Annotated in this window: 15 protein-coding genes; 9 read left to right on the plus strand and 6 right to left on the minus strand. The window is 64.7% G+C overall.

The annotated features are described in order from the left end of the window. Positions 1-51 precede the first annotated feature (51 nt). The 4 genes from nagA to M1D43_RS12520 form a co-directional block, all read right to left on the minus strand. Positions 52-1,212 (minus strand): N-acetylglucosamine-6-phosphate deacetylase, encoded by a 1,161-nt coding sequence (gene nagA / locus M1D43_RS12505; protein WP_153314798.1) that lies wholly within the window; start codon positions 1,210-1,212, stop codon positions 52-54. Beyond that, positions 1,209-2,231, minus strand: a complete 1,023-nt coding sequence (locus tag M1D43_RS12510; RefSeq protein ID WP_127597080.1) for an SIS domain-containing protein — start codon at positions 2,229-2,231, stop codon at positions 1,209-1,211. The genes nagA and M1D43_RS12510 overlap by 4 nt, the downstream gene beginning before the upstream one ends. Positions 2,232-2,323: 92 nt before the next feature. After that, a complete protein-coding gene (locus M1D43_RS12515) occupies positions 2,324-3,088 on the minus strand; it encodes a GntR family transcriptional regulator (RefSeq protein ID WP_127597082.1) in 765 nt (254 codons plus the stop codon). Further along, positions 3,085-3,969, minus strand: coding sequence for a glucosamine kinase nucleotide-binding domain-containing protein (locus M1D43_RS12520; RefSeq protein WP_010968417.1), 885 nt, complete (start codon positions 3,967-3,969; stop codon positions 3,085-3,087). Before M1D43_RS12520 ends, M1D43_RS12515 begins: the two co-directional genes overlap by 4 nt. A 199-nt stretch (positions 3,970-4,168) precedes the next feature. Between M1D43_RS12520 and M1D43_RS12525 the strand changes: the two genes are divergently transcribed. From M1D43_RS12525 to M1D43_RS12565, 9 genes are all read left to right on the plus strand, one after another. Next, a complete protein-coding gene (locus tag M1D43_RS12525) occupies positions 4,169-5,065 on the plus strand; it encodes an N-acetylmuramic acid 6-phosphate etherase (RefSeq protein WP_127597084.1) in 897 nt (298 codons plus the stop codon). 55 nt (positions 5,066-5,120) lie between these two features. Beyond that, the gene (locus M1D43_RS12530; protein WP_010968416.1) at positions 5,121-6,380 is read left to right on the plus strand and encodes an ABC transporter substrate-binding protein; all 1,260 of its coding nucleotides are present in this window, start codon (positions 5,121-5,123) and stop codon (positions 6,378-6,380) included. A 267-nt stretch (positions 6,381-6,647) separates the two neighbouring features. Continuing rightward, positions 6,648-7,595, plus strand: coding sequence for a carbohydrate ABC transporter permease (locus M1D43_RS12535; protein WP_027990416.1), 948 nt, complete (start codon positions 6,648-6,650; stop codon positions 7,593-7,595). Between the two features lie 12 nt (positions 7,596-7,607). Beyond that, the gene (locus M1D43_RS12540) at positions 7,608-8,447 is read left to right on the plus strand and encodes a carbohydrate ABC transporter permease (protein ID WP_003533465.1); all 840 of its coding nucleotides are present in this window, start codon (positions 7,608-7,610) and stop codon (positions 8,445-8,447) included. Beyond that, positions 8,444-9,508, plus strand: a complete 1,065-nt coding sequence (locus M1D43_RS12545; RefSeq protein WP_003533467.1) for a Gfo/Idh/MocA family protein — start codon at positions 8,444-8,446, stop codon at positions 9,506-9,508. Before M1D43_RS12540 ends, M1D43_RS12545 begins: the two co-directional genes overlap by 4 nt. 16 nt (positions 9,509-9,524) lie before the next feature. Beyond that, entirely contained in the window at positions 9,525-10,535 is a 1,011-nt protein-coding gene (locus tag M1D43_RS12550; protein ID WP_018093823.1) for an ABC transporter ATP-binding protein, read from the plus strand. Between the two features lie 491 nt (positions 10,536-11,026). After that, complete coding sequence (locus M1D43_RS12555) at positions 11,027-12,238, plus strand: efflux RND transporter periplasmic adaptor subunit (protein WP_481133378.1); 1,212 nt, start codon at positions 11,027-11,029, stop codon at positions 12,236-12,238. A gap of 10 nt (positions 12,239-12,248) precedes the next feature. Beyond that, the gene (locus tag M1D43_RS12560; RefSeq protein ID WP_153320546.1) at positions 12,249-15,395 is read left to right on the plus strand and encodes a multidrug efflux RND transporter permease subunit; all 3,147 of its coding nucleotides are present in this window, start codon (positions 12,249-12,251) and stop codon (positions 15,393-15,395) included. 61 nt (positions 15,396-15,456) lie between these two features. Then, on the plus strand, positions 15,457-16,107 hold the full coding sequence (locus M1D43_RS12565) for a TetR family transcriptional regulator (protein ID WP_003531892.1): 651 nt from the start codon (positions 15,457-15,459) through the stop codon (positions 16,105-16,107). Here M1D43_RS12565 and M1D43_RS12570 read toward each other — a convergent pair. Both M1D43_RS12570 and M1D43_RS12575 read right to left on the minus strand, forming a co-directional pair. Then, positions 16,100-16,570: a GNAT family N-acetyltransferase gene (locus M1D43_RS12570; protein WP_153314040.1), complete on the minus strand. Its 471-nt coding sequence runs from the start codon at positions 16,568-16,570 to the stop codon at positions 16,100-16,102. The genes M1D43_RS12565 and M1D43_RS12570 overlap by 8 nt on opposite strands. Positions 16,571-16,577: 7 nt before the next feature. After that, entirely contained in the window at positions 16,578-17,354 is a 777-nt protein-coding gene (locus M1D43_RS12575) for a molybdopterin-synthase adenylyltransferase MoeB (protein WP_003531896.1), read from the minus strand. Between the last annotated feature and the right edge of the window lie 2 nt (positions 17,355-17,356).

Raw genomic sequence — 17,356 nt, forward strand, 5'->3', positions numbered from 1 at the left:
CCGCCAGCGTTCCAGGGGCACGTCCTCTCGCCTGCGAGGAGCCAAAACAGCTCAAGCCGCAAAAACCGTCTCCCCGCCGATCCAGGTCGATTTCATTGCGAGTTCCGGCGTGAGCAGCACGAAATCCGCATCCGTACCCGGCAGGAGCCGGCCCTTGTGCGAGGCGATCCCCATGGCGTCGGCGGGATAGGCGGAGGCCATGCGGACCGCCTCCTCGATCGGCAGGCCAAGCTTTTGGTGGACGAAGCGGACCGACGAAAGCATGTCGATATCGGCGCCGGCAAGCGTGCCGTCGGCAAGCGTCAGGCGCCCGCCCTGGCGCAGGATTTCCCGTCCGTTCAGGAAGAAACTCGTCTGATCGGTGCCGATCGGCGACATGGCGTCGGTGACCAGAAAGATCTGTCCCGGGCCTTTCTTGCCGCGCAGCGCGATGCCCATCGAGGCCGGGTGAACGTGAAAACCGTCGGCGATCATGCCGGCGTGGAGCGTGCCGGTCGAAAGCGCCGCGCCGACCACGCCAGGCTCGCGATGGCCGAGTCCGCTCATGGCGTTGAAGAGATGCGTGACGGTCCGGGCACCCGCTTTGGCATAGGCGCAGGCGGTGTCGTAATCCACGTCGGTATGGCCGAGGCTCACCACGACGCCGGCATCGGCCAGCGCCCGCACCTGCTCCTTGGTGGCGTTTTCCGGGGCCACGGTGAGCATCAGACGGCTGAGCGCCTTTGCGCAGGCGAGTATCTCGGCAAGATCGTCATCGCCCATCGGTCGGATCAGCGACGGATCGTGAGCCCCCTTGCGCGCGACGGAAAGATGCGGGCCTTCGAGATGCAGGCCTAGGAAGCCGGGAACCGCCGCGGCTTTCGCCTCGATGCCTGCGGCGATGGCCGCGGTCCTGACCGCGCGCGTGTCGGTGATCAGCGTCGGCAGCAGCGCCGTCGTGCCGAATTGCGCATGCGCCGCGCAGATCTGCCGGATACTTTCGAGGGACGGCTTTTCGTTCAGAAGCGCGCCGCCGCCGCCGTTCACCTGCAGATCGATGAAGCCGGGCACGAGAAGCAGGCCACGCGCGTCGATGGTCTCGCCACCGGCGGGGACGCTTCCCGCCGGCGCAATCGCCTTGACGTGTCCTGCCTCGATCACGAGGGCTGCCCCGTCGTGCCAGTCGATGCCGTCGAAAATCCGCGCTCCGCTGATCGTCTTCTTCGCAGTCATCGTGTCTCCGTCACCTTCTTGAGGTTCTCCGGTGCGTCGGGGTTCAGACCGCGAGAGCGGGACCAGGCCTCGACGAAGCCATAGAACGGCAGGATCAGCGCCAAGGCGTCGGTGAGCGGGTGCCCGGTCTCGACGAAGGGCAGGCGCTTTGCCTTGCCCGCGCGTGCCGAGGTCACGTGCACCACCGCGCCCTTGGCGCTCATGCCGTCCGCGATATCGGCGACCGAGGCCTCGGCAGCATCGCGGGCGGCCAGCACGAGCACCGGGAATCGGGGCCCGACCAGCGCCACCGGTCCGTGCAGCACCTCTGCCGCGGAATAGGCCTCGGCATGCATGCCGGACGTCTCCTTGAACTTCAGCGCCGCTTCGCTGGCGATCGCCAGCGCCGGACCGCGGCCCAGCACATAGAGCGATTCGGCTTCTGCGAGATCGCCGGCGAAATCCTGCCAATCGAGCTTCACGGCCTTGGCAAGCTGGTTCGGCAGATCGGCGACCGCGTGCTTGAGCGTCGCGTCGCCGGTCCACTCGCCGAGCACGGCAAGACCCGCGACGATCGAGTTAACATAGGACTTGGTCGCCGCCACGGCAATTTCGGGTCCGGCGAGAATGTCGAGCGGGTGGGTGCAGGCCTCGGCAATCGGCGACGGCAGCGTGTTCGTCAGCGCGATCGAAACGGCGCCGGCGCGCGTCGCGGCTTCGGCCATGGCCACGATGTCCGGGCTCTTGCCGGACTGCGAGATTGCAATCGCCGCCGCACCTCCGAGTTTCAGATCGGCACCGTATATCGACGCCAGCGAGGGTCCGAGCGAGGCGACCGGACGGCCGGTCGTGAGCTCGATCGCGTATTTCAGGAACAGCGCGGCATGGTCGGAAGAGCCCCTGGCGATCGTTACCAGAAAGGCCGGATCCTTGGCGCTCAGCGCCGCGCCGGCTTGCGCCAGCCCCGTGGCCGAGCGCTCCAGCAACCGGGCTGCGGCCTCGGGAATCTCGTCGATTTCTCGCCGCATGTTGGTCTGCATCGTCATATCCTTTCATCAAATAGGCGAGATGCGGGCGGAGAACCGCTTTACACTATTCCTCATCCCGCCTTCCCTCGACCGGCCACGCCGGCTCAGTTTTCCGGGATCGTCAGCTCCGCAACGAAATCATAGGCATCGCCGCGGTAGAGCGACCGGGTGAATTCGACCACGCGCCCGGAGGCAAGATAGGAGACGCGTTCGATCGAAAGACCGGCGGCGCCGACGGCGACGCCGAGCATGGCCGCCTCCGGTTCCTTGATATTGCAGGCGGAGATCCGCTGCACCGCGCGCACCGGCCGAGCCTGTTTCTTCTCGAGCTCTGAATAGAGCGAGGAGGTGACGGCGAGCGGGTCGGGGACGAATTCCGCCGAAACGCAGGCGCGCTCGATCGCAAGCGGCATGTCGTCGGCAATGCGGAGCCGCCCGAGTCGCGCCACAAGCGCGTCGGCCGCAAGCCCGAGGGTCATCGTCTCGTCGGGCGAGGGATGGAAGAGACCGCGCTCCAGCCATTCCGCACGCGTGTTGAGTCCGCGCCGGGCCATGTCCTCGGTGAAGGAGGTCAGGCGCGAGAGCGACTGCTCGACGCGCGAAACCGGGCGGACGACGAAGGTGCCGGAACCGTGGCGGCGCACGAGGAGCCCGTCACGCACGAGATCGTCGACGGCTTTGCGGACGGTGACGCGGCTGACATTGGCATAATCCGCGAGATCCCGCTCCGGCGGCAGCGCATCTCCGTGATTGAGCTTGCCCGACAGGATCGCCTCCTCGAGCGATTGCCTGAGCTTCAGATAGAGCGGACCGGCGCCCCCGGACTGCAGGGTTTCGAGCGGCAGAATGGCGGCGAGCTGCTGGTTCATGCCGATACCCCGGAATGGGAGCCGAAACGGGCCGCCGCGAGCGCGACGGCGCCGGTCAAAGCGTCGGCCCGCGCCTCGACGAAGCGCGGCTGATGCCGGTCGGCGAGCCAGCGGCGATAAAGCGGCGCCAATCCTCCGAGCAGGCACAGCTTCTCGCTCCCCCTCGAAACCACCACGTCGAGCGCCTCGTCCACCGTCGCGGCGGCAGCCTTCAACAGGCTGATCGCCACAGGGTCGCCGCGCTCGGCAAATTCGAAGACGCGCGGCGCATAGCGGCCGAACTCGCCGGGCTTGGCGAGCCGTGCGAAATCCACGATGTCGCGCGGGTCGTCGTTGAACTCGGCAAGAACGGCATCCGTCACGCCCGAGCCTTGATGTATGCCGTCATAGGCGAGCAGGCTCTCCTGCAGCAGCGCGTGACCGATGCGTGCGCCGCTGCCGTGATCTCCGATCGTGAACCCCCAGCCGCCGACATAGCTGACCTCATCGCCCCGGCGCGCGATATAGATCGTGCCCGTCCCGAGTATCGCGACGGCCCCGTCCCCGTCGCCGAGAGCGCCCTGCAGCGCGATCAGCCCATCGGATTCGATATCGGCCTGAGCAAAGGGAAGCCGCCTCTTCACGTAATGAACGGCATCGCCCACATTGTGGCCGGCGACGCCGACGATCGCGCGCGATGCCCCGATTCCGGCCGGGTCGAGGCCCGCATCCCCGAAGGCGTCGCGCGCCGCATCCGTTATGTTCTGCAATGCCGTTTCCGGATCGGTAAGGATATTCGCGGCGCCCGCCTTGCCGCGGCCGAGAATACGGCCGTCGAGGGCTGCTACAGCCGCACGGCAGCTCGTTCCGCCGCCATCAATTCCGATCAGGTAAAACGTCATGGGCACCTCCGTCGTCACAAGATACCAAAAAAATACCATTAACCAAGCGAGATTTCCGACTACAGATCATTCCCCAGCCTATTTCCTTGAAAAAGCTGAATTTATTTCTATACGCAGCGGTTTCTTGCGGTAAAAGTTAAATTTCTCCTAGACAAGTGGTATTTTTTTGGCATTAATTCCAGAAGAGGAGAACGACGCCATGCCGCCAGCCAAGACCGAAGAGCGCCGCGACAATGCCAAGGGCCTGGACGTCATGCGTCCGGAGCTCGCCCTTCGCTTGCTCGCAGCCGGCCAGCAGGAGGCGGCAAAGTCGGTGGAACAGGCGATCGAGCCGATTTCAGCGGCAGCCCGCCTTGCCGCGGACAGCCTCGCCTCCGGCGGCCGGCTTGCCTATGCCGGCGCCGGAAGCTCCGGGTTGATGGCGATGGCGGACGCACTCGAACTGCCTGGCACCTACGGCATAGCTCGGGAGCAGGTCGTCATTCTCATTGCCGGCGGCGCCGCAAGCCTCACCGATCTTGCCGGCGGCTATGAGGACGACATGGAACTTGCGCGCGCCGATGTGCGAAGTGCCGGCGTCGGGGCGGGCGACTGCCTGATCTCGGTTTCCGCCAGCGGCTCCACGCCCTATGCCATCGCAGCCGCCGACGAGGCGGGGAAACGCGGCGCCCGCGTCATCGGCATGGCCAACAATGCCGGCGCACCGCTCCTTCTGAACGCCGACGTCTCCATCCTCCTGGAGACGCCTCCGGAAGTCGTGTCCGGGTCGACGCGCATGGGTGCCGGGACGGCTCAGAAGATCGCCTTCAACATGTTCTCGACCATGGTCGGCATCCATCTCGGCCACGTGCTCGATGGTCACATGGTCAATCTGCGTGCCGACAACATCAAGCTGCGCGGCCGGGCGATCCGGATCGTCTCGGACATAGCCGGTATCGGCGCCGCCGACGCGGACAGGCTGCTCGGCCTTGCCGGCGGGTCGGTCAAGCTGGCGATCCTGCTCGCATCCGGAGCGAGGGACAGCACCCATGCCGAAGACGCGCTCGAGCGCGCCGATCAGAATTTGCGCCGGGCGATCGCCATCGTCAGGACGTGAGGGATAAACTGGGAATTCAAAACCGCGCGACACGCGCCTAAAGGGGAGAAACTGAATGACCCGCACTACAATGAAAGGCTTGCTGCTCGCATCGAGCATTCTCGGCTCGGCCGGGCTTGCGCAAGCCCAGGACGCAACGCTGACGATCGAAAGCTGGCGCAATGACGACCTGGCGATCTGGCAGGAAAAGCTGATCCCGGCCTTCGAGGCGAAGAACCCGGGCATCAAGGTGGTATTCGCTCCCTCGGCCCCCACCGAGTATAACGCCGCCCTCAACGCCAAGCTCGACGCCGGCTCCGCGGGTGACCTCATCACCTGCCGCCCCTTCGACGCCTCGCTCGAACTCTACAACAAGAAGCATCTTGCCGACCTGACCGGTCTTTCCGGCATGGAGAATTTCTCCGACGTCGCCAAATCCGCCTGGACGACCGACGACGGCAAGGCGACCTTCTGCGTGCCGATGGCTTCCGTCATTCACGGCTTCATCTACAACAAGGATGCCTTCGACCAGCTCGGCCTTTCCGTTCCGGCGACCGAGGAGGAGTTCTTCGCGGTCCTCGAAAAGATCAAGGCGGACGGCAACTACATCCCGATGGCGATGGGCACCAAGGATCTCTGGGAAGCCGCGACGATGGGCTACCAGAACATCGGTCCGAACTACTGGAAGGGCGAGGAAGGCCGTCTGGCTCTTCTGAAAGGCGAGCAGAAACTGACCGACGAGCCGTGGGTCGAGCCTTTCCGCGTACTGGCGAAGTGGAAGGATTATCTCGGCGACGGCTTCGAGGCACAGACCTATCCGGACAGCCAGAACCTCTTCACGCTCGGCCGGGCGGCGATCTATCCGGCCGGCTCCTGGGAAATCTCCGGCTTCAACACGCAGGCCGAATTCAAGATGGGCGCCTTTCCGCCACCGGTGAAGAAGGCGGGCGATACCTGCTACATCTCCGACCACAACGACATCGGTATCGGACTCAATGCCAAGAGCAAGAATGCGGATGCCGCCAAGACCTTCCTCACCTGGGTGGCCTCGCCGGAGTTCGCGGAAATCTATGCGAACGCCCTGCCCGGCTTCTTCAGCCTGAACTCGACGGCGGTGAAGATGTCCGATCCGCTCGCCCAGGAATTCGTCTCCTGGCGGGAGAAATGCAAGCCGACCATCCGCTCGACCTATCAGATCCTGTCGCGCGGAACCCCTAACCTCGAAAACGAGACCTGGGTCATGTCGGCCAACGTCATCAACGGCACGGACACGCCGGAGGCGGCCGCCAAGAAGCTCCAGGACGGACTCGACAGCTGGTTCAAGCCGGTAAAATAAGACCGAACCGGGGTGCGTGGACGCTGTCTGCGCACCCTCCCCGACATGTGCAAACGTGTCGCTGCGGGACGGCGTCATGGATTGCTCGGGCACCGGCGCTACGGCGCCGCGCGCCTGTAACGGGCGGATCGAAGCGGCTTGCCGGCTCTCCGCTCCCGCGGGACGCCTGACGGAAGCACGGTGCACGGCAGGAAGCCGCGCCGCATTTCGAGCGAAATCGAGGCTGCGCCCTGAAGGGCAGCCGGTTTGAGAACGGGCCAGAGGCCGATGAACCCACGTGAAATCACGACCGACGTCACCGAGATCAAGCGCCCGCGGCGCTGGCACATCCTCGTCTTCCTGCTGCCGGCGCTCGTCGTCTACACGGCGGTGATGATCCTTCCGCTTTTCGAGACGCTGCGCCAGTCCTTCTACAACACGGTCGACGGTCAGTTGACCTTCGTGGGCCTGGGCAATTTCAAGGTTCTGTTCGGCGACCCGCGCTGGGCGGCGGATTTCTGGAACGCGCTCAAGAACAATTTCGTCTTCTTCCTGATCCACATGGCCGTGCAGAACCCGATCGGCATCGCGCTCGCCGCCATGCTGTCCGTCCCGAAGCTGCGCTTCGGCGCCTTCTACCGCACGGCGATCTTTCTGCCGACGCTGCTCTCCTTCGTCATCGTCGGCTTCATCTGGAAGCTGATCCTGTCGCCGATCTGGGGCGTCGCACCCTATCTTCTCGACACGGTCGGCCTGCGATCGCTGTTCGGGCCCTGGCTCGGCAAGCCCGACACCGCGCTCATCGCAGTCTCGCTGATTTCCGTCTGGCAATATATCGGCATCCCGATGATGCTGATCTATGCGGCGCTCCTCAACATTCCCGACGAGGTGACCGAGGCGGCGGAGCTCGACGGCGTCACCGGCTGGAGCCAGTTCTGGAAGATCAAGCTTCCGCTGATCCTGCCTGCCATCGGCATCGTGTCGATCCTCACCTTCGTCGGCAATTTCAACGCCTTCGACCTGATCTATACGGTGCAGGGGGCGCTGGCCGGCCCGGACAAGTCGACCGACATCCTGGGCACCCTGCTCTATCGCACCTTCTTCGGTTTCCAGCTTCAGCTCGGCGACCGTTCGATGGGCGCGACGATCGCCGCGATCATGTTCCTGATCATTCTCGCCGGCGTCGCGCTCTATCTCTTCGGCATACAGCGCCGCATGCGCCGCTATCAGTTCTAAGGAGGATAAAAGATGTCGAAAGCACGCGCCTCCTTCATGCGCACGGGCGCCGTTCACGCGGCTCTGATCGCCTACACGCTTATCGCACTCTTTCCGGTGTTCCTGACGATCGTCAATTCGTTCAAGAGCCGCAACGCGATCTTCCGGGAACCTCTGGCGGTCCCGACACCCGAGACCTTCAGCCTGATCGGCTACGAAACGGTGCTGAAGCAGGGCGACTTCATCGGCTATTTCCAAAACAGCATCATCGTCACCGTCGTCTCGATCGCGCTCGTCCTGCTGTTCGGCGCCATGGCCGCCTTCGCGCTTTCCGAATACCGCTTCCGCGGCAACACGCTGATGGGGCTCTATCTGGCGCTTGGCATCATGATCCCGATCCGGCTCGGAACGGTGGCGATCCTGCAGGGCATGGTGGCGACCGGTCTCGTCAATACGCTGACCGCGCTGATCCTCGTCTATACGGCGCAAGGCCTGCCGCTGGCGGTATTCATCCTGTCCGAGTTCATGCGCACCGTATCCGACGACCTGAAGAATGCCGGACGCATCGACGGCCTGTCGGAATATGCGATCTTCCTTCGGCTGGTGCTGCCGCTCATCCGCCCGGCCATGGCGACGGTCGCCGTCTTCACCATGATCCCCATCTGGAACGATCTCTGGTTCCCGCTGATCCTCGCACCCGCCGAGGCGACCAAGACCGTCACCCTCGGCTCGCAGATCTTCATCGGCCAGTTCGTCACCAACTGGAACGCGGTCCTCTCGGCGCTGTCGCTGGCGATCTTCCCGGTCCTCGTCCTCTACGTCATCTTCTCGCGGCAGCTGATCCGCGGCATCACGGCAGGAGCAGTCAAGTGAATTCATCCGCACCCCCGATCCGCGTGCTCAGCGCCGGGCTCGGCAATATGGGCCGCAGCCACGCGCTCGCCTATCATCAGAACCCCGGTTTCGAAATCGCCGGGCTGGTCAACCGCTCGAAGGTGGCGCTGCCCGAGGCTCTTGCAGGATACGAGATTCTGCCGTCCTTTCCGGAGGCGCTCGCCGAACTGGAGCCGGAGCTCTGCTCGATCAACACCTATTCGGACACGCATGCGGACTACGCCGTGATGGCGATGGAGGCGGGAGCCCATGTCTTCGTGGAGAAGCCGCTGGCAACGACGGTCGCCGATGCCGAGCGCGTCGTCGCCTGTGCGCGGGCCAATGGCCGCAAGCTGGTCGTCGGCTATATCCTGCGCCACCACCCGTCCTGGATGCGGCTGATCGCGGAAGCCCGCAAGCTCGGAGGGCCTTACGTCTTCCGCATGAACCTGAACCAGCAATCGAGCGGCCCGACCTGGGCGACGCACAAGTCGCTGATGCAGACGACACCGCCGATCGTCGATTGCGGCGTCCACTATGTCGACGTCATGTGCCAGATCACCGATGCCAACCCCGTCGAGGTGCGCGGCATGGGCTTGAGGCTCTCGAACGAGATAGCCGCGGATATGTACAATTACGGGCATCTGCAGGTGATCTTCGAGGACGGCTCGGTGGGCTGGTACGAGGCGGGCTGGGGGCCGATGATCTCCGAGACGGCCTTCTTCGTGAAGGACGTGATGTCTCCGAACGGCTCCGTGTCGATCGTCATGGACCAGAACGCCAAGTCCGACGACATCGACGTGCACACGAAAACCTCCGTCATCCGCGTGCACAGCGCCGCTACGGGACCGGACGGCCGGTTCCTGAAATCCGACGAGGACCTGGTGATGGAGGGCGAGCCCGGCCACCAGGAGCTTTGCGACCGCGAGCAGGCCTTCGTGCTCAAGGCCATCCGAGAAGACATCGATCTTGGCCGGCACATGGACGATGCGGTGCAGTCGCTGAAGATCTGTCTCGCCGCCGACGACAGTGTGCGCACCGGCAAGCCGGTCAAGCTTTAACCCAAGAGGGCGACACGTGGGATCACTTCAACTCAAAACCATCCGCAAGGCCTTCGGCAGTCATGAGGTGCTGAAGGGCATCGACCTGGACGTGAAGGACGGCGAGTTCGTCATCTTCGTCGGTCCGTCCGGTTGCGGAAAGTCGACGCTTCTGCGCACCATCGCCGGCCTCGAGGACGCGACCTCGGGCAGCGTACAGATCGACGGTGTCGAGGTCGGCCATGTGGCGCCGGCCAAGCGCGGCATCGCCATGGTGTTCCAGTCCTATGCGCTCTATCCGCACCTGACCGTCAAGGACAATATGGGCCTCGGGCTGAAGCAGGCGGGTGTGCCGAAGGCCGAGATCGAAGAAAAGGTCGCCAAGGCGGCCGGCATGCTGTCGCTCGAACCCTATCTCGCCCGCCGTCCGGCCGAGCTATCCGGCGGCCAGCGCCAGCGCGTGGCGATCGGCCGCGCGATCGTGCGCGAGCCGAAGCTCTTCCTCTTCGACGAGCCGCTGTCGAACCTCGACGCGGCGCTGCGCGTCAACACACGCCTCGAGATCGCCCGTCTTCACCGCAGCCTCAAGGCGACGATGATCTACGTCACACACGATCAGGTCGAGGCGATGACGCTTGCCGACAAGATCGTCGTGCTGAATGCCGGCCGGATCGAACAGGTCGGCTCGCCGATGGAGCTCTACAATCGCCCGGCCAACCTTTTCGTCGCCGGCTTCATCGGCTCGCCGCAGATGAATTTCATCGAAGCCGCAAAGCTCGGCGACGGAGAGGCAAAGACGATCGGTATCCGTCCGGAGCATATCGGCCTCTCCCGTGAAAGCGGCGACTGGAAGGGCAAGGTGATCCATGTCGAGCATCTTGGCGCCGACACGATCATCTACATCGAATCGGAGACCGTCGGCCTGCTGACGGTGCGCCTCTTCGGAGAACACCGCTATGCCGCCGACGACATCGTCCACGCGACGCCGGTAATCGGCAGCATGCACCGCTTCGATGCGGACGGGCGGGTGATCAAGTCGGGACAATAGCGGACGGAGCGCCTATGATTTGGCCCTCCTCGGGTTAACCCCGAGGACCAGCCACCTGCCGGCGCGGGGAATTGCCCCTCACCCTGACCCTCTCCCCGCGCGCGGGGAGAGGGGACTTACGACGCGGAACCCCGAGGCATCGTGCCGCGGGCGGGTCCCACCTGCCCCCTTCTCCCCGCCTGCGGGGAGAAGGTCGCGGCAGCGGGATGAGGGGCCGCTCGCCGAGCGTCCTATAATCCAATTCAAATCTGCGTGACCTCCAGCAAGCCCCAAGGCCGAAAGTACTGCTGCTCTTCACTTTTTTGCCTCCCCTGCCGGCGCGTCGAAACTCTGTTGCACTGCGGCAGAAATTAACATACATTGGCGTCTGTATATTAGCTTTCCGGTATTTTCCACGCCGATACCGGCTCCGCTTCACCTCACTTTGGGACCGCGCAGCGCTTGCGAAACGCCGCGACTGCGGCCGGTCCTTTGACAATATGGACATTGCGATGCGCATGAACCGACCGATATTGGCCGCCGCGCTGGCATCCGTGATTTTTCTCGCGGGCTGCCAGAAGAATGAAGAACAGCAGGCAGCGGCTGCCGCCCCTCCGCCGTCGCCGGTCGCCGTCTTCACGACGAAGGCGGAACCGCTGCCGATCACCAACGAACTGCCGGGCCGCATCACCGCCACCCGCATCGCCGAAGTCCGCCCGCGCATCTCCGGCATCGTCGTCGAGCGGGTGTTCGAGCAGGGCACCATGGTCAAGGAAGGCGACGTGCTCTACCGCATCGACCCGGCACCGTTTCAGGTCAAGGTCGACAGCGCCGAGGCGACGCTGAAGCGCGCTCAGGCGGTGGTCGATCAGGCCAAGCGGACGGCCGACCGCCAGTCGCGGCTGAAGGAGGCGCAGGTCACCGCGGTGCAGCAGTACGACGATGCCATCGCGGCCCTCGCCCAGGCCGAGGCCGATGTCGGCATCGCCGAGGCAGGGCTCGCGGAGGCCAAGCTCAATCTGCAGTATACGAACGTCACGGCTCCGATCAGCGGCCGGATCGGCCGGGCGCTGATCACCGAAGGCGCGCTCGTCAACACCAACGATCCGCAGAACCTTGCGACGATCCAGCAGCTCGACCCGATCTATGCCGACTTCACCCAGTCGGCGACCGACCTGATCCGCCTGCGCAAGGCGCTGAAGGACGGCCAGTGGATGAGTGCCAAGAACGAGGCCGAGGTTCAGTTGATCCTCGACGACGGAACGCCCTACGCGCTCAAGGGCAGGCTGCTCTTCTCCGAAGCCGCCGTCGACGCGACGACAGGCCAGGTGACGCTGCGCGGCGAATTCCCCAACCCGAACAACGATCTGCTGCCGGGCATGTATGTCCGCGTCCAGATCCAGCAGGGTTTGGAAAAGGACGCGATCACCGTGCCGCAGCAGGCCGTGCAGCGCAACAATGCCGGCCAGTCGCAGGTCTATGTGGTGAATGCCGACAACAAGGTTGAATTCCGCAACGTCACGCTCGGACGCACCGTCGGCGAGCGCTGGCAGGTGACCTCCGGCCTCAAGCCCGGCGAAAAGGTCATTGTCGAGGGTTTCCAGAAGGTCGGCCCGGGCGCGCCCGTGCAGCCATCCGACTGGGACCCGAATGCAAAGCCCGCGCCCGAACAGGCCAGCGCTTCGGCAGATGCCGGCGAAAAGCCCGCCACCGAAGTGAAGTGAGACCTATATCATGCCCAGTTTTTTCATAGACAGGCCGATCTTTGCCTGGGTGGTGGCGATCTTCATCATGATCGCCGGCATCATCGCTATCCCGCTCCTGCCGGTTTCGCAGTATCCGGATGTCGCACCGCCGCAGATATCGATCAATACCAACTATCCCGGCGCCTCGTCGCAGGACACCTATCAGAGCGTCACGCGGCTGATCGAGGATGAGTTGAACGGCGTCGAGGGGCTGCTTTACTTCGAATCGTCGACCAGCTCCTCCGGCTCGGTCTCGATCGACGCCACCTTCCAGCCGGGTACCGATCCGAGCCAGGCCTCGGTCGACATCCAGAACCGGGTGCAGCGCGTCGAACCGCGCCTGCCCGATCCCGTCAGGCAGCAAGGCGTACAGGTGGACGAGGCCGGCGCCGGCTTCCTGCTGATCATCTCGCTGACCTCGACCGACGGTTCGATGGACGCGATCGGGCTTGGCGATTATCTCAGCCGCAACGTGCTCAGCGAAATCCAGCGCGTGCCCGGCGTCGGACGCGCCCAGCTCTTCGCGACCGAGCGCTCGATGCGCGTCTGGCTCGACCCCGACAAGATGCTCGGCCTCAACCTGACGGCGGCCGACGTCACGGCGGCGATCCAGGCTCAGAACGCCCAGATCGCCTCGGGCTCGATCGGCGCCCAGCCGAATCCGATCACGCAGCAAGTCACCGCACCGGTCGTCATCAAGGGTCAGCTTTCGAGCCCCGAGGAATTCGGTGCGATCGTGCTCAGGGCGAATGCCGACGGCTCCGCCGTGCGGCTGCGCGACGTCGCGCGCCTCGAGATCGGCGGCGAAAGCTACACCTTCTCCACCCGCCTCAACGGCAGCCCCTCGGCGGCCATCGCCGTGCAGCTCTCTCCGAGCGGCAACGCGATGTCGACCTCGGCAGCGATCAAGGCCCGCATGGACGAGCTCGCGGAGTTCTTCCCGGAGGGGCTCGAATATTCGATCCCCTACGACACCTCGCCCTTCGTCGCGGTGTCGATCGAGAAGGTGCTGCACACCCTCGTCGAGGCCGTCGGCCTCGTCTTCCTGGTGATGTTCCTGTTCCTGCAGAACGTCCGCTATACGATCATTCCCACCATCGTCGTGCCGGTCGCCCTGCTCGGCACCTGCGCGGTCATGCTGGCGATGGGCTTCTCGATCAACGTGCTCACGATGTTCGGCATGGTGCTGGCGATCGGCATCCTCGTCGACGATGCGATCATCGTCGTCGAGAACGTCGAGCGCATCATGTCGGAAGAGGGCCTGACGCCGAAGGATGCCACCCGCAAGGCGATGAAGCAGATCACCGGTGCGGTGATCGGCATCACGCTGGTGCTGGCTTCTGTGTTCATCCCGATGGCCTTCTTCCCGGGCGCCGTCGGCGTGATCTATCGCCAGTTCAGCCTGACCATGGTCGTTTCGATCCTGTTCTCGGCGCTGCTTGCGCTCTCGCTGACGCCGGCACTCTGCGCGAGCTTCCTCAAACAGGTTCCGAAGGGTCACCATCACGCCAAGCGCGGCTTCTTCGGCTGGTTCAATCGCGGTTTCGACCGGACGTCGCACGGCTACACGCGCGCCGTCGGAGGCATCGTCAGGCGGACCGGCCGCTTCATGGTCATCTATCTGGCGCTGCTTGCCGGTCTCGGCTGGGCCTTTCTCCAGCTTCCTTCGTCCTTTCTGCCGGACGAGGACCAGGGCTTCGTCATCGTCATGATGCAATTGCCTTCGGAAGCGACTGCAAACCGCACCACGGAGGTGATCGAGCAGACCGAGAAGATCTTCGGCCAGGAAAAGGCGGTCGACACGATCGTCGCGATCAACGGCTTCTCCTTCTTCGGAAGCGGGCAGAATGCGGGGCTCGCCTTCGTGACGCTCAAGGACTGGAGCGAGCGCGATGCAGACAACGCCGCCCAGTCGATCGCCGGTCGCGCCACCATGGCCATGAGCCAGATCAAGGACGCGATCAGCTTCGCGCTGTCGCCTCCGGCGATCCAGGGCCTCGGAACGACGGGCGGATTCTCCTTCCGCCTCCAGGACCGTGCGGGTCTCGGCCAGGCGGCACTCGCCGAAGCGCGCGACCAGCTTCTCGGCCTCGCTTCCCAGAGCAAGGTCCTGACCGGGGTCCGCTTCGAGGGCATGCCCGACGCGGCGCAGGTCAGCGTCAATATCGACCGCGAGAAGGCCAATACCTTCGGCGTGACCTTTGCCGACATCAACTCGACCATCTCGACCAATCTCGGTTCGTCCTATGTCAACGACTTCCCGAATGCCGGCCGCATGCAGCGCGTGACGGTGCAGGCGGACGAGACGAAGCGCATGCAGACCGCTGACCTCCTGAACCTGAACGTCCGCAACTCCAACGGCGGCATGGTTCCGCTCTCGGCCTTCGCGGACGTGGAATGGGTCAAGGCGCCGACGCAGACAGTGGGCTACAACGGTTACCCGGCGGTCCGCATCAGCGGCGAGGCCGCTCCCGGCTACTCCTCCGGCGATGCGATCGCCGAGATGGAGCGTCTGGTGGCTGAGCTTCCCGCGGGTTTCGGCTATGAGTGGACGGGACAGTCGCTGCAGGAAATCCAGTCGGGCTCGCAGGCGCCGCTCCTGATAGCACTCTCCTGCCTGCTCGTCTTCCTCTGCCTGGCGGCACTCTATGAGAGCTGGTCCATTCCGGTCTCGGTCATCATGGTCGTGCCGCTCGGCGTCATCGGCGCCGTGCTCGCCGTGACGATGCGCGACATGCCGAACGACGTCTACTTCAAGGTCGGCCTGATCGCGATCATCGGGCTTTCGGCGAAGAACGCGATCCTCATCATCGAGTTCGCCAAGGAACTCCGCGATCAGGGCAAATCGCTCATCGACTCGACGCTGGAGGCTGCGCATCTGCGCTTCCGGCCGATCCTGATGACCTCGCTCGCCTTCACCCTCGGCGTTCTGCCGCTGGCGATCGCGACGGGCGCAAGTTCCGGCAGCCAGCGCGCCATCGGCACGGGCGTCATGGGCGGCATGATCTCGGCGACGGTGCTGGCGATCTTCTTCGTCCCGGTCTTCTTCGTGTTCGTCATGAAGATCTTCGAACGCGGAAGAGCGGCGCCGGAGGCGGCTAAGCCCGCATCCGAAACCACCAGCCCGGCCGAGTAATATCGAAGACGGCCCGCCCACCTACGGCGGGCGGGCCGTCGCTCAAGGAGAATTTGAATAAATGCGCCGAACCAAGGCCGACGCCGAGGCTACAAGACAGAAGATCCTGTGCGCCGCCGAGCGGATGTTCTACAAGAAGGGCGTTCCCAACACGACGCTCGAGGAAGTGGCGAAGGAGGCTGGCGTCACCCGCGGCGCCATCTACTGGCATTTCGCCAACAAGACGGATCTTTTCCTCGCCCTTTACGAGGCCGTGCCGCTGCCCCACGAAGACATGATCGCACGCGAGATCGAAACGGAAGCCTTCGACACGCTCGCCATCGTCGAGAGCGCGACCAGCGACTGGCTGACGACCCTGGCCGCGGACGAGCAGCGGCAGCGCATTCTCGCGATCATGCTGCGCTGCGACTACGACAATGACATGTCCGCCGTTCTCGTGCGCCAGCGCGAAATCGAGGAGCGCCACGATGCCCTTCTCGAGCTTGCCTTCGCCCGCGCACTGGAAAGGGGTCAGTTGCAGGAGCACTGGGCGCCGCCGACTGCGGCGCGGGCCCTGCGCTGGATGATGATGGGGCTCTGTACCGAATGGCTGCTCTTCGGCCGCCGCTTCGACCTCGTGGCCCAGGGGAGCGAAGCACTCCAGTCTCTCTTTGCGGGCTTCCGGCGGGTGCCGGCTCGCGGCGATACCTCCTCCCGCCTCGGCCCTAACTGAGCACTTTGCGCATCTCGACCGAGGTCGGGCGGGTGAAGCCGGGATGGGCGGTTCGCGCCGTCTCCACGAAGCCCCAGGCCGCGAAAGTGGCTTGGTTTCCGGCGAGCTCGATGCGTGTCTGGAGCCTCAGCGCAGGCAGGCCCAGATCGCGCGCCGTTTCCTCGGCGGCGGCGATGAGCATCCTCCCTACTCCCTTTCCCTGGCGGCCGGGAGCGACGGCGAGTTTGCCGATATAGAGACAATCCGCTTCCGGCTTGCAGAAGATGCAGCCCAGGACCTCACGCCCGGCGACGGCCGCGAAGGCGATCTCGTCTCTTGCTTTCCGGTTGAGGGACGCCGCCGTCAGCGCATGGGCCGACGAGGGCGGATCGATACGGCCGTCCATATAGGCGAAGGACGCACGGATCAGCGACAGCAACTCCTCGTAACGGTCGAAGCCCTCGTCGATGCGGACGGTCTCCATGCCGTCCTCAGCGCGTGCCGCGCCGATAGCGGATCGTGTTGAATTGGGCGGCGAGCGCATCGTAGAGCAGCAGACGGCCGATCAGCGGCTCGCCGATGCCGGTGACGAGCTTGATTGCTTCCATCGCCTGCAGCGTGCCGATGACGCCGGTGAGCGCGCCTAAGACGCCCGCTTCGGCGCAGGTCGGTACGGTGCCCGGCGGCGGCGGCTCCGGGAAGAGGTCGCGGTAGGAGGGGTTCGGGTGCCCCTCCGCATCGGTCCCGTAGGGCTTCAGCACGGTGACGGAGCCGTCGAAGCGTCCAACGGCACCGGTGACGAGCGCCACGCCTGCCGCCTCGGCCGTATCGGCGGCGAGATAACGCGTATCGAAATTATCCGACCCGTCGACGACGAGATCGTATTGCCGGAAGAGCGCATCGGCATTTGCGGGGCCGAGCCTGACCGGGTGCGCCACGACCTTCACATGCGGGTTGAGGGCGTCGATCGCCGCTGCGGCGCTCTCGACCTTCGGCCGCCCGATATCGGCGGTGGCATGGATCACCTGACGCTGCAGGTTCGACAACGAGACCACGTCGTCGTCGACGATCCCGAGCGTGCCGACCCCGGCGGCCGCCAGATATTGCAGAGCCGGCGCGCCGAGCCCGCCCGCGCCGATGACGAGCACGCGCGCGGCCTTGAGTTTCTGCTGCCCCGGGCCGCCGATCTCCGGCAGCACGATGTGGCGTGCGTAGCGCGCAATCTCCGAAGGAGCGAGCGTCGCATCGGTCGTCATGTGCGTCTCCATGT

This window comes from Ensifer sp. R1-3 (assembly GCF_056739175.1).

Bases quoted from the DNA above. Each gene is read 5' to 3' on its own strand.
- nagA (WP_153314798.1), bottom strand. From the start codon at position 1,212: ATGACTGCGAAGAAGACGATCAGCGGAGCGCGGATTTTCGACGGCATC.
- M1D43_RS12510 (WP_127597080.1), bottom strand. From the start codon at position 2,231: ATGCAGACCAACATGCGGCGAGAAATCGACGAGATTCCCGAGGCCGCA.
- M1D43_RS12515 (WP_127597082.1), bottom strand. From the start codon at position 3,088: ATGAACCAGCAGCTCGCCGCCATTCTGCCGCTCGAAACCCTGCAGTCC.
- M1D43_RS12520 (WP_010968417.1), bottom strand. From the start codon at position 3,969: ATGACGTTTTACCTGATCGGAATTGATGGCGGCGGAACGAGCTGCCGT.
- M1D43_RS12525 (WP_127597084.1), top strand. From the start codon at position 4,169: ATGCCGCCAGCCAAGACCGAAGAGCGCCGCGACAATGCCAAGGGCCTG.
- M1D43_RS12530 (WP_010968416.1), top strand. From the start codon at position 5,121: ATGACCCGCACTACAATGAAAGGCTTGCTGCTCGCATCGAGCATTCTC.
- M1D43_RS12535 (WP_027990416.1), top strand. From the start codon at position 6,648: ATGAACCCACGTGAAATCACGACCGACGTCACCGAGATCAAGCGCCCG.
- M1D43_RS12540 (WP_003533465.1), top strand. From the start codon at position 7,608: ATGTCGAAAGCACGCGCCTCCTTCATGCGCACGGGCGCCGTTCACGCG.
- M1D43_RS12555 (WP_481133378.1), top strand. From the start codon at position 11,027: ATGCGCATGAACCGACCGATATTGGCCGCCGCGCTGGCATCCGTGATT.
- M1D43_RS12560 (WP_153320546.1), top strand. From the start codon at position 12,249: ATGCCCAGTTTTTTCATAGACAGGCCGATCTTTGCCTGGGTGGTGGCG.
- M1D43_RS12565 (WP_003531892.1), top strand. From the start codon at position 15,457: ATGCGCCGAACCAAGGCCGACGCCGAGGCTACAAGACAGAAGATCCTG.
- M1D43_RS12570 (WP_153314040.1), bottom strand. From the start codon at position 16,570: ATGGAGACCGTCCGCATCGACGAGGGCTTCGACCGTTACGAGGAGTTG.
- M1D43_RS12575 (WP_003531896.1), bottom strand. From the start codon at position 17,354: ATGGAGACGCACATGACGACCGATGCGACGCTCGCTCCTTCGGAGATT.